The organism is Scytonema sp. UIC 10036, from assembly GCF_009725235.1.
In genome coordinates, this window is sequence record NZ_WJFC01000031.1 from 55,358 (window position 1) to 68,242 (window position 12,885).

Genomic DNA, 12,885 nt, shown 5'->3' on the forward strand with positions numbered 1-12,885 from the left:
TGTCAAGGGAATAACTTAAGCTATCTCCCTCTGCATCCGTGGCTTTGATATCGTAGGCATACAAAGTATTTGGCGTTGCAGTCGTCCTTTGCCATCGCTAGCAACAACAGTAAACGACTTTGGACCGGTAGCAGATGGTTTCCAGGTGAAAACTCCCGTTTTTGCATCGATAGTAGCGTCGTTAGGGTTTTCCAAGCTGTAAGTAATTGGGTCTCCTTGAGCATCGATAGCGGCGAACTGATATTGGAAAGTGGTGTTAACGGTTGCTGTCAGTTCTTGAGTGGGTGTCAATGTAAAGACAGGGGCAGTGTTGGCTGAAGTGACTTGAATTTGGAAGTATTGCAAGTCAATCTCACCCCTACCGTCAGCAACCCGAAGAATGACATCAAATTTACCAACTTGATCGGGAGTCGGTGTCCAGACGACAACGCCAGTTGAAGCATCAACCGTCATGCCTTCTGGTTTCAATGGCAGATCGTAGGTGAGAAAATCGGGGTCAGGGTCAGTTGCTTTTGCTTTGTACTTGAGCAGTTCGCCTACCTTAGCAGAGACAGGTGCATTTGTTTTAAAAGTCGGCTTGCTATTTGGAATTGTGGTTGTAGGTTCGGCAAGTCCAAAATTGCTATAGTGAGATTCACCACTAGTAGTGATAGTAGGAATGTAATATCCAGCAGTGGGAGCGGTTCGCGTATAACCATTCGGCATGACTTGCCGCACCGTGTAAGTACCAGGCAGCAAATTAGTGAAACTATATTGACCTGTTTCCACAGAGACAGTTTGTGGATTGTCAGACATGGAAACCGTGTTAGGCTCTGCCGTGTCAAGAATGCCATTGTTGTTTAAATCCAAGTACACGGTCACGCCTGCTATACCAGGTTCTGATTGATACCTTTCGTCTTCTCCGTTGAAAATGTTGATAATTTCTTGCGCTGAGGTCAATCGTTGGGCTTCTGGGTCAATGTTGCGAAGTTGATTGATATCAGATCCATTCCCTATACCAAAGGCTTTGAGATTAACTCCCTTGGTTTTCAGACTACTGACAATTGTGGGATCTAATGAGCCCTCTCCATCTGAGAGGAATATGATATTGCCCTTACCCGAAGTTGTGCCCAAAGCAGTAAAGATGGACTGAGCTAAATTTAAGGGTGGGGTGAAATTTGTGCCTCCATCGGCTGAGAAGGTGAGCGCTTCTCTGATGTCTAAAATTCCGTTGTTATTTTTGTCGGCGGTTGGGGTAGTAGTGAACTGGACTCCATTCGTCACTGGGTCCATGTCAAGAGCTATAGCGTCGCTATTAAATACAATCACCCCAACACGAGCTGTTTTGCCACGACCTTTGTCAATTAATTGCTGGTTAAAAGCGACCACACCAGCTAATTCTGTATCCAAAATGCTTAAAGAAGTGCTATTAGCAAATTCGTTTAAGTTAGCAGTCGTCCAATCGATGTAGCGCCCCCCAGTACTTCCGGAGTTATCAACAACCAACAGAATGTCTGGTGTATCTCCTTGAATCAAGCTAATATCAGGTATGCGATTGCGGTTGAGGTCGTGCCATACCAGACCCTCAATTTTACCCAAAGCGTTGGATACCAATACTGCAAAGCTTTGCGTGTCAAATCCACCGCGCCCATCTGTCACCTGAACTTGAAAGTTATAAGAGCCAATTACTTGGGGAGACCACTGGATTTCGCCGGTCTTTGCATCAATAGTTGCTCCAGGAAGCGGATTTATCAGACTATAGGTAAGAGAGTCATTGTTAAAATCAACGGCTTTGACTTGATATTTATACTGTTTATCTTTTAAACCAAAGCGGGTTATGGGTTCGCTAACGATCTCTGGAGCACTATTACCCGGCTCCATCTGAGTCTTGACTTTAAAGACTTGCTGTGCCGTTCCTCCCTTGCCATCCGTTACAGCTAAGGTCACGTCATAAGTGTTCAATTGATTGCCATTGGGAGTCCAACTCACCACGCCCGTACTGGGGTTGACTGTCATCCCCTCTGGCTTGTTGACCAGTGAAAAGGTCAATGTGTCGCGATCGGCGTCTTTGGCGATCGCCTGATAAGTGTAGTTTGTATTAATTGCTGCATCAACTATTGGAACGCTCGTAAAAACAGGGGGTCGGTTGGGTGGTACATCGATGACCGAGAGCGCGAACTGTTGCGTTGTCACTCCACCACGATTGTCGTTGGCTTCTACCAGTATCGTGTGGTTGCCTTTGTTGGTAGTGAGGGTGTTCCAGGTAATCAGCCCGGTTTTTGAGTCAATTGTGGTGCCAACAGGAGATGACAGCAGTTTGTAAGTCAAAACGTCGCCCCCCAGGTCAGTGGCATCGACATCATAGCGGTATTGCTGACCGCCAATGATTTCTGTTATGGGTTGGCTCTGAATTGAGGGTTTTTGATTTAACTGCGCCAGTACCACCAAGTCATAGGTAAATTGCTTGCCTTGAGGGTTGTAGAATGTTAAAGAACGTTGGTTAGTTAGTTCTAGGGGTTCTACTTTGCTATCACTGACTAACTTGCTGAAATCGTAGTAAGGAATCCCCTCTGGAGTAATTCCATCGGGTTTGTGTAGCGTTACAGTGGGGTCGCTAATGTGGGTAACGCCAACAAGCAACGGACCATCAACGCTGTATTTGCCAGTGTTGCGAAGGGCAATGTCTGTATGCAATAGCTTGGTGTCAGCGTTAAAGCTCGTGCGATGGTATTCAGCTAGGAAGCTATTGGAGACATCTGCCAACAAGTTGAAGTTAGGCGTTGTTGAAGTGCTGGGCAATGTTTGCGTACCAAAATCTTTCTGGACAGCTCTTAATGTGCCAACTGGTGCGGGATTGATGGCAAAACTCGTAATGCTGACGTTTGTTGTCGTATCGTCATCGTTGTTGACCAAGCGGAATATCAGTTTGGCGTTGGTTAAGGGTTTAGTACCAGTTAAGTTCAAGCTGACAGTACGGTTAGACGTGTTGTAAGTCGTACCCGCACCCAGGGCAACGGCTTCACCTTCAGTCCAGTTGAAGAAAGCATCTCTCCCACTAGAAACAGTATGCACCAAAGAATTGCCTGCTTCATCGACTAAAGCCACCTCAAAAGCATCTTTAATCGAATCTAAATCTTTGGTGTCGAATTGGGGATTGATGTTAAAGCTTATGAGGGAAGGATTGGTCGGGATTGTGAAAGGAATCGTGTAAGTGGTCGCGAAGTTCTTTCCTTCTGCCAGGGAGAAGTTGGGAATTACCGAAATGGGGAACGATTGGATTGAAGAAGCTTTCCCAACATCTTCTACTTTTAAATCAACATTAAAGATCCCACTGGTGGTAGGAGTGCCGCTCAAAGTGGCAGTGCCGTTACCGTTATCCACTAACTTGAGCCAGCTTGGAGGGTTAATAGCGGTAATTTTACGAGTATCTCCCGTATCTTGGTCGGTGGTGGTGATGCTATATGAGTAGGCGCTACCTATAGTCCCCGTGTATGTGGAAGGTTTGCTCGTAAAAGTGGGAGCTTCGTTAACGTTAGTGACGTTAATGGTAAAAATCTGACTTTTGGTTAACCCATCAAGATCGGTACTGCGAACTTCAATACTGTGCTGCTTGAGGTTTTCAAAATTGAGTAACGTATCGTTAGCAACTTGCAACTGATTCCCAACAATTTTAAAGCGCCCGCCCCCATCGTTGACCAAACTATAAATGTGGTTGTCTCCCACATCCGGATCAGTGCTGTTCAATTGACCGATAACGGTTCCAATGGCACTATTTTCTGCTACCGTGTTACTGGTTAAGTTAATGGCAGTAGGTGGACTAATACGTTTGATTGTGGTGGAAAAACTTTGTTGTTGATTACCAGCTCTATCGGTTGCCCGTACCGTGAAGGGATTATCTCCTATTGTCAAGGAGACATTGGTGAAGGTAAATTTGCCAGTGCTATCGGCTGTGGTTGTCGCTCCCGTTTGCTCCAACTTTACGCTCGCGCTAGCTTCGGTTTGACCGACCAACGTTACCGTACTAAAACTGGTTCTCTTGTCGCCAACCGTACCGGAATCAGACGCCGCATCTAAATTGAATGCTGGTTGAGGGGGAGGAGTCGTGTCTTGAGTAAAAGTAAAAGATTCTTTAGATACTGAAATCAACTCTCCTTCGTCCCGTCTTGTTAAGATATACAAGACGTGTGTGCCATCTGGTAAGGAACTGCCATAAATCGTATTTAGCGCTGTGCGGTCAAAGATTGTGACGCCAGTTGGTTTCATCTCCGGCAAAATATTGACGTAGTTGGCTTCAGGAGTGTTATTAAAACCTGCTTTCCACTCATAAATTTCTTCAGGATAAGGAACACTTACTCTGGTCGTTGGGTCAGAGGTAATCTTGTCAGTATTCGTAGTCCCACCAGGAGCAGTATCGTTAACTAAGGCAAACGAAGTGATCTTTGGTGGTTCAGAACTTAAGGAAGTGGAACCTGTGCTTTCATCGTATGCACCCGCGCTCGAAGTTGACAAAGACCGCTGGTTGGTACTGGTATTTGTTAGGGTATCCGCTTGGGAACCGCTGACGAGTGGGCTAGCGTTCTCACCACCCGTAAGGATATCTTTTTCCTTATTACTTTTAAACTTCTTACGTTGGGATGGAATGCGATAAATATATGGCTGTTGCTTGAATAGTAGCGGTTGGTCGAAGGGATTGAGGGCAAAAGTGTTGGAGTTAGTTATATCCTCTGTATTGTCGCTTGTCGTGTCTGCTTTCTTTTGGCGGTCTAATTGGGAGGCCTGGAGGTCTATGCCACTGTTCGTCTTAGGCGTTTTTTGCCAATCCAGTAAAAATGAATTGTCATCTAACGGTGCAACTAAAGATGCACTTTCTAGGAGAGATTGTGGCAGCAAACTATCATTATTTTGAGATGCACCGTTGGTGAAAAAGCTGACAGGACGAACCATAACTAACCCTTTGCTAGTAGGAAATGATTTTGTGTTAGTAGTTAGACTTAATATGAGATTTCTGCCTATTTATGAGCTTGAAGAGTCAAGCACGCATGCTCTTTTCCTCAAGCCCAAACAGACAGCAATGATTCTTGCTGATTATTGAATTGATTTAATTCTAAAAATGTCCAGTGCTACTCGTTGATAGTTTCAATACGCTTGCAGCATCTAGAGTATTATTGACGTTCTTAAGCTATTGAAGTCGGTCTCATGGTGAATAAATCTGGGACTGTAGCAGGAGTCTCGGAGATAGTTTCAGTTATACGTGCAAGAAACTTGTTATTAATTAATTCAGAGTATCCCTTCAGGTCATCTGTCCAATTTCCAATAGCTTGATGCAGGCTGTTGATTTTTTCTGCTCCAGAATCACCGCTCAGTTCGTAGCTAAAACTGCCACCAAACATGACAATTGGAGTGGTTGTTTCATCTTCATTACGCAACGCTGCTTCAGTGATGCTGAGGTAAAGGGGAGCACGTTGAAATTTGTAAACCAAGTTGAGTGAAGCTCGGATGAGTTCTTCTCCCTCGGATTGCCAAACACCTTGTGAGAGCAGGGTTTCTACCACATATTTTCTCGCGGCATCCTGAGAGCCTGCAAAAGAAACGTATCCTCTAAAATTAATACCTACAGCTTCAAAGTCCATCTTTGGCAGGGCTTGTGCGTATTTGCCAGCAATTTCAGGGATCGAGATATCCAACAAACTCCTGTCACCAAGCGGTTCTATAAACGCGACTTGGTTCAGTCCAGCAGTCATGCTAATGCCATTGACGAAGTTTAACTGAGCGGAACTGTTTGTATATCTTGGCTGCTGGGCTAACTCCCAATCTTTTGGAATGGTATCGGTGTATTTGAGAAAGTCCGTGTTTGCTGTGGAAAGGGGATTGCTTCCAACGGCTGCAGCAATGACGAAATCGGGAACTATTAATTTTGGGCTCATGGGATATCTCTTTTTAATCAATACCTAGATTTTTTAGCATTCTTGTCTTTATCAGCACGCAAATCTACACCGGATTACTGTGGAATTCTATCCGGTTTCCCAGTTCCAAATGTCTGGCACTTGAATCTAGATAATGAGTAAGAGTATTTCTGTGCGAATAGAGTTTACTCAATTACCAAAAAATTTTGAGTTATTTTCATTTTTATTTATAAATCTAAAAAGATGGAATAGCAAGCGACATTTCCAGAAATTCGCCTCTCTTCCTAAAAATTCAGTAGAAAACCTGAAGTCATTGAAATGTTTTTAAAGTCCTTTTAAACCATTTCTAGTTTTTTTAAAGTTTTTAAAGAGAGGGAATTTTGTCAAGAATGCGTAAAGCTAGAACTGTTTTGATATCACCAAAATCCTTCCCCAGAAGATAGACCCCTCACCGATCTGGAATATTGCTGTATAGCACAAGATTTGTTGGAAAAACTGCACCTTAACAAAAATCAATATATCCTCGCACTCCACTACGATGCCGAGTACCAAGGAAAAACAAGACCACACGCCCACATGATAATTAACGCTCTTTCATCACTCTAGCCAGAGAATAACAATTGTGTTCCCAATTTATCCAGAGTCGAATCTCATGTAACCACGAAATTGATTCATCATATTCTGTAGTGACAAAAATCCGTTCTCTAAGCCAGGAATCTCAAAAATATCTAACCAAGGCTTGAGTCAATTAAAAAATACACATGGCTGAATAATTAAGCGCAAGTTATTTAAGGTTGACTTCCATCCCAGCGTAAAATCCCACCACTCATGCTGACTGTAAATTTCAGGTTCTTTGTCAGATATTGGAGGGCTCTTGTTGGAGTCGATGGGGAGTATTATCTCCCGCACCTCTCCGTTCAATCTGGGCGTGCGGGTTTCCCTGCACCCAGCTTTCGATGTTCTTAGCTTGCGCTTTTGCTCATATGCAGGTAGTCATGACAGCTTTCATGGATTGCTATCAGGTTTTCTTTGCGCCAGTTGGCGTGGTTTCCGTCCTGATGATGGAGGTGAACTCTTTCATCTGCTAGGAACTTAAGCCCACAGGCTGCACAGGTATGGTTTTGCCGTTTTAAGGCAACAGAGGTTTCACCGTCGTAGAGTTTGCTGTTACGCTGACTCCAGTAGGCGATGTCACCGTCAAAAGGAGATTTAGTCCCTTGGACGTTGACAAACTTATTCTCGGAGTAAGGAACCGATGGAAACGCTTTGTCTAGCAGTTTCTTGCTGGAGTAGCGTGTCTGCTTAGATTCCTTGTTGAATACCTTGTACGCTCTTGTTTCGATGTGGTATAGGGAGAACCGTGAACCGTCCATCTTGCAATAGCGGTGGTAATTCCTCCAACCCCTCACTATCGGCGCAAGCTTAAGGGCTTTCACCTTAGCACCATAGTTTGAGTTGTTGACGACGGCTTTGACTTTCTGACGGAACTTTTTGAAGTTGTCCGCAGAAGGGACGCACCGAAATTTCCCGTTGTTTTGCACTTTAAAGCGCCAACCGAGGAAGTCAAAACCGTCTGTCGTAGCGGTTAACTTGGTCTTCTTTTCGCTGATGTTCATTCCCCTGTCGGCGAGGAACTTGCTGATGAGGTCGAGTATTTCTTGCGCGTTATCTTTTGGCTTGAGTATAATCACCATATCATCTGCATATCTTACAGATTGGTGAATGTCCTCAATCCCGTTGAGCGCAATGTTCGCAAGTAGAGGACTCACCACACCCCCTTGGGGAGTACCTTGTTCTGGGAATTCTGGATTGACTCCGGCTTTGAGGCAACGAAAGATTCCTTGCCTGATGCTACGGGTAGCAATGAGTCTGTCCATAATCGCCGAATGGCTTATCCTATCGAAAGTGGGTAGCTAGCTAGCGAGGTTTCCAATTATTGGCTCCTTTTCCAACTAGCCCCCGCCGAACCGTGCTTACGAGTTTCCAGGTACACGGCTCTCCAGTATTCCATTATCATGAGACTTGTTTACCTGCGGGGTTACCTGCGTGTATAGCATCATGGCATTGAGGGCAGACCATCAAAGTTTTTCTCCTACGTGCGGACATGATTTGCATCCATTGCGGTTTTTCTTTTCTACCTTTGGTTTTGAGGTCTTTGAGGGCGCGAATATGGTGAACTTCAATATCACCTCTTGCCCCACAAATCTCGCATTCATCAGCTTGAAGCCGTTTAATCAGTTCATTTCTGAACGCGGGCTTTCGCGCTCGTGGCAGGTCTTCTATGATTGTTTTTAGGTTGCGTTTTAGTGGTATACCACCGAAACGAGCCACTAAGGGTTTCTTGCCTTCTCTTGGGACGGTGATTTCGACACACTTTCTTAGACCGTGTGGCAGTTTTACCGTCTTGTGATACTTCGCGCAAATTTTAGCCACGCTAGTTTTGTGTTTACAAGCAAGAGTTTTCATCAACGAACTCCACATAACCCATTGGAGTTTTTGGAGCCACGCGATGTTTTGAGCAAGGCTGTAGAATTGTACGTACCCTCTATATTCTGATTGGTAAATGTTGATGATAGTGAAATCATCATCATTTATTAATTCAGGGCGGTGAATGGGTTTCCCATTTCTCATATAGAGAGAACATTTTTCTTCTACAAAGCTTGTGGGAATTCTTAGTCCAGTAATTCCATTAATTGAGCGCTTACCATTGGTATGCTTAGTGTCGGAATATTGAACTAGAATTTCGTAACCTAAGAAGTTCGCTGCTTCGTTTCTAGCATGAGTAATTAAGGTCTTTTCTTTAGATAATTCTAGCTGAAGATTTTCCGCTAGAAATGTCTTCAATTTTTCCTTGATTTCTTTTGCCTCTTGAAATGAACCAATGAATCCAAGTAGAAAATCATCAGCGTACCGCACATAATTTAGCCTTCTGTATTTAGGGTCACGAACATCTTTGGAAGGCATTTGCTGGTATTGAATTTCCAGTTGACGCGCTTTTTCAATTTGTCCCTTCTTCCTGTAATACCAGGCAAGTTTTACGAGTTTTGAGTATTCCGGATTTTCTGCCCTTGCTTTACCTCTTGTATACTCTGGGATAAGTGTCCGTTCGATAAATTTATCGAATTTATCAAGATAGATATTGGCGAGTATGGGTGATACTATCGCGCCTTGCGGTGTTCCGCTGAGGGTGGAGTGATATCTCCATTGCTCACAATAACCTGCCTTGAGTAAGTTTTCAATCAATCTCAGGAAGCGGTTATCTTGGATTTTCTCGCACAGAATTGACATTAAGATTTTATGGTCTATGTTGTCAAAACAGCCTTTGATATCTCCTTCAATAAACCACTTGGTTCCTTGCCAAGTGCGGTCTATTACTGTTAGCGCCGTATGGCATCCGCGTTTTGGTCTGAAACCATGACTGTTGTCGGAAAATTGGGGTTCATAATACGCTTCTAATATTAAACGTACTACTTCTTGAACCAATTTGTCTTTCCAAGTAGGAATACCTAGTGGTCGAGTTTTCCCATTTTTCTTGGGAATATTAATTCGCCTCACTGGTGTCCATCGAAAGCGTTCATATCGAATCTCTTCGATAAGAGTTTCAATCTTTTTCATGGACATTCCGTCAGCAGTTTCCTGAGTTATCCCAGGCGTCATTGCTCCAGCATTTTTATAAATGCGGCTATACGCTAAAAGGTACAAGTCGGGATTGAACAACTGTCTGTAGACATCATCCAGTGGTAAACCCCGGTACCCCCTGTCTCGGATTACATTTAACACCGTTTCGGCGTTTCGCATCTCGCGTACCTCTCGGTAACAATGTAAGAAATACCTGTTCCCCTTTGCCATGTGGACGGCTTTCCCGCCCTCGGACTACTATGGGAACTCTGTAGTCATAGGACTCGCGTCCCATAGACCATCCCGCGCTTCATCAACTCGGTACGTATCAGTGTGATTTAGGTGTCCCACTCATTCGTTAAGCCATCTCATCGGTGGCTGACTTCGTTTAAAGAAGTTGTGTGGTTCAAATGCTTAAAACTACACACAAACGATTATTCCTTTTAGGCGTTGTAGGAATAGGTAATCGAGTATACCGTCAGAATTGGGCTTCAGATAGTTTAATCTTCACCTTGTCACACAAGTCTTGCCGAACAATGGTTTTAACGCCTTCTCTCCATTTCCGGCTTTACCAACATGCTGTTGTCCCTTTTGTCTTTCGACTCCAGGTAAGTTGGTTGACTTAGAGACATTCTTCTTAGTCTCTCCCAACTTGGTTGGGAATACCGCGTTAATCGTCGCGGCGCACGCACTTTTCTATATCCAATTCGATAACTCGCTTGGTTATTCCGTTTGCTTTGGAGCTTAAATTTAAGAACAGGAATTTCTGCGCGTCATGCGTAGATCGTCCCGGTCTGAACCCGTAGCTCCTTGCGTGGAACGTTGCTTCGTGCGCTGGTTCTAGTGCGTATTTGACGAGGCATTGCCACGCCCTATCCGCCATAGTAGGAACCTTAAGAATTCGCATCTTGCCATCTTTTTTAGGGATGGGGATTTCGCGCAGTCCTTGGTGTTGCCAATTTCTGCCGTGGCGTAGTAGTTCCTCTGCTAGGTCGAACCGTTGCGAAAAGGTGAGCTTTGCTATGCCATCGATTCCTGGGGTCTTTTTCCCAGCGTTCAACTGCGATACTTGACGTACAGCAAGCATTCGTGCCGAGGTGGATTTCAGAATCAGCTTTTGAAGTGACCGAGCTTTCCTTTTGTCACCAACACAAACAGCTTTGTAAATTCTTCTTTGCAGGCGGAATAGGTTTTGGCGGAATTTCTTCCACGGTAACGTTTTCCAGGATTCGCTAATATTGCTACTGCGTCTAATCATACTCTACTCCAATTCATTTACTCTGAACACCTCACAGCAATTACGCTGTGTCCTACCCGAATCGAAGGGGTTCCGCATCTCGTCCTGCCTACAAGGGGTTCGACCTCGCCCTTGACCTTCAATCCGTTTTTATTCGTTCCCTTAGTCAGATTGTTCGTTCCGTTAGGTGTAGCCAATTCAACCACTGGATTCCCTGGGCTTTGCCCTTTTCGACTCTTGCCTCTACGCCTAAAAAAGTGAGGCGGGAATACTCCAGTCAAGTCGGGGTTTGAGCGTTATGCCCCGCTTACAGATAGGTCGCTTTTGCAGGCTCGATTTCACCGTAGGAACTCCCTGTTAGCGCCAGTGTCAACCCATAACAGCCGTCTGATTGCGCCCTGTTCCCAGCTTCAGCCTCCGCAAACCGAGTGACGGTCACTGTGGGCAGATAAGGAGTTACATCTGAGTCTGATGAGTGGGGCTTGCACCCACATCCGACCAAGAGTTCAGGATTAATTTTGGGTTCATCCTAGGTAGCTTATGTCCGGACTGGATACCGGGATTCGGCTACCAACGAATCGCACTTTAGTTTCTGTTTGAGTTTGGTTCGCTACATCTCGTTCAATAGCGTGCCAACTTATCATCAAATACACGCAACAAATAATCTCCCACCCTTCGGGTTCGCCAGTCGCTACAACGGGGGGAACCCCCGCAACGCGCTGGCTCACCATCTTTCTATTTGATGAGAATTAGGTTTCATCTATTACTAACAGAAATTTTTCTCCTTTCAACATTGATAACGTTAGAGATAATCTCCGCTTTTCCAAGATTTTCATATCCCAAGGTGAATCTGTTAAAAAATGATGCAAAGGCTGTTCATTGTCTAAGCCTATAACTTTAGCGTTAGCGAAGCTCCTCCGCCAGGAGGCTCGCCGGGAGCGACTTTCGCTTAATTTCTGACATTATTCCCATCTGAAGATATTTAAACACTCATAACTTCTGACTTCTGGAAAGATATCTTCATACTTCGCACAATAATCGTCCACAAAGCCGACCGTTGCAACGGGTTTTCTGGGCGCTATCATGGCTAAACTCCAGAACTAGGTAATTTTTTGATTATTATACTCTCCTCAGAGTGATGAAAGAGCGTTAAGGATTGTATGTAAACTGACTGTGAATGGCAACTCCAACGTATGAAGCGGAACTATCCCCTTGGGAATCATCTGTCTTTCCTACAATATAAAGATGCTCGTAATCCCAAAAACAAAAGCGATAAAGTAGCAATTGAGGAAAAACAGTATTGAGAAAATTGATTAAATTGGTAACCTCATCTGGATCGCAATCTCTATCGTCAACAGAAAAGCCCCAACCTCCTCTTCCTTGAATCGTCAATTTTTCAATTTGATAAATTCCAACTAAACCCGATGCTAACAAAGCATTATTAATTGCTTCTTCTTGACTATCCCCTGACGTTAAAACGATACTATGATTGTGAATATGCCCATAGCCACCATCATAGTAGCCATATATCCCGATCTCCCCTAACTCTCTAAGAATGTCATTAATTTTTATCTCAAGTTGTGACAATTTTTCTGCTTCTAAATTAGATGGCTTTTCTTCTTTGTAAGGTGAACAGTGAATAAGTTCATTAATAAATTTAGGGGTTTCTTGGGGAACAGTTGCAGAAAGACAAATCCAGCGTTGATTATCAGTAACTCTTCCCACAACAACTGAGAGGGAATAATTAGAGTGATAGCTGAAACTAAAAGCCTGCAAATTCTTGATTCTCTCTGTTAATAAATTCAGTAAATTAGAATATTGTTGGTATCTTTTATTTTTACTAGGTTCATCTAGTAGAATTTTTTGTGGATCTTTCTTGTAAAGATGGATGAGACTCGACGCTAACCCATTTTCTTCTATCCACAACCAATTTGTAAACACAACTTCTGGGTCAGTTTCTATTATCCAACCTTCAGATTTAATCAGATTTAAAGGCGTAAATTCACCTTTGATAGTTGCATCCCAAGCATAGGGTTGTAAGGTTGCACTATCTTCATGACATGGAAGAGAGTAGTATATTTCTTTTTCCAAAAGAACTTCCAGTGTCCCCAGACGTTGCTCAGTTTCAGGTTTCATGAATTTTTCCTC

4 protein-coding genes and 2 pseudogenes are annotated in these 12,885 nt (G+C 43.9%); all 6 read right to left on the minus strand.

Annotation, left to right across the window (positions count from 1 at the left end):
- Positions 1-15: 15 nt before the first annotated feature.
- The 6 genes and pseudogenes from F7734_RS63535 to F7734_RS16910 all read right to left on the minus strand — a co-directional run bounded on the left by F7734_RS63535 (position 16) and on the right by F7734_RS16910 (position 12,873).
- Entirely contained in the window at positions 16-4,923 is a 4,908-nt protein-coding gene (locus tag F7734_RS63535) for a putative Ig domain-containing protein (RefSeq protein ID WP_243146923.1), read from the minus strand.
- 230 nt (positions 4,924-5,153) lie between these two features.
- Positions 5,154-5,903 carry a hypothetical protein gene (locus F7734_RS16885; protein WP_155745776.1) on the minus strand — a complete coding sequence of 250 codons (750 nt, stop codon included), beginning with the start codon at positions 5,901-5,903 and terminating at the stop codon, positions 5,154-5,156.
- A 941-nt stretch (positions 5,904-6,844) separates the two neighbouring features.
- Positions 6,845-7,786: pseudogene (locus tag F7734_RS16895) on the minus strand (reverse transcriptase domain-containing protein); the annotation flags it as partial.
- A gap of 109 nt (positions 7,787-7,895) precedes the next feature.
- Positions 7,896-9,680, minus strand: a complete 1,785-nt coding sequence (locus F7734_RS16900; protein ID WP_166481678.1) for a reverse transcriptase/maturase family protein — start codon at positions 9,678-9,680, stop codon at positions 7,896-7,898.
- A 508-nt stretch (positions 9,681-10,188) separates the two neighbouring features.
- Positions 10,189-10,758: pseudogene (locus tag F7734_RS16905) on the minus strand (reverse transcriptase N-terminal domain-containing protein); the annotation flags it as partial.
- A gap of 1,128 nt (positions 10,759-11,886) precedes the next feature.
- Positions 11,887-12,873, minus strand: coding sequence for a hypothetical protein (locus F7734_RS16910; protein ID WP_155745778.1), 987 nt, complete (start codon positions 12,871-12,873; stop codon positions 11,887-11,889).
- Between the last annotated feature and the right edge of the window lie 12 nt (positions 12,874-12,885).

Bases quoted from the DNA above. Each gene is read 5' to 3' on its own strand.
- F7734_RS63535 (WP_243146923.1), bottom strand. From the start codon at position 4,923: ATGGTTCGTCCTGTCAGCTTTTTCACCAACGGTGCATCTCAAAATAAT.
- F7734_RS16885 (WP_155745776.1), bottom strand. From the start codon at position 5,903: ATGAGCCCAAAATTAATAGTTCCCGATTTCGTCATTGCTGCAGCCGTT.
- F7734_RS16900 (WP_166481678.1), bottom strand. From the start codon at position 9,680: ATGCGAAACGCCGAAACGGTGTTAAATGTAATCCGAGACAGGGGGTAC.
- F7734_RS16910 (WP_155745778.1), bottom strand. From the start codon at position 12,873: ATGAAACCTGAAACTGAGCAACGTCTGGGGACACTGGAAGTTCTTTTG.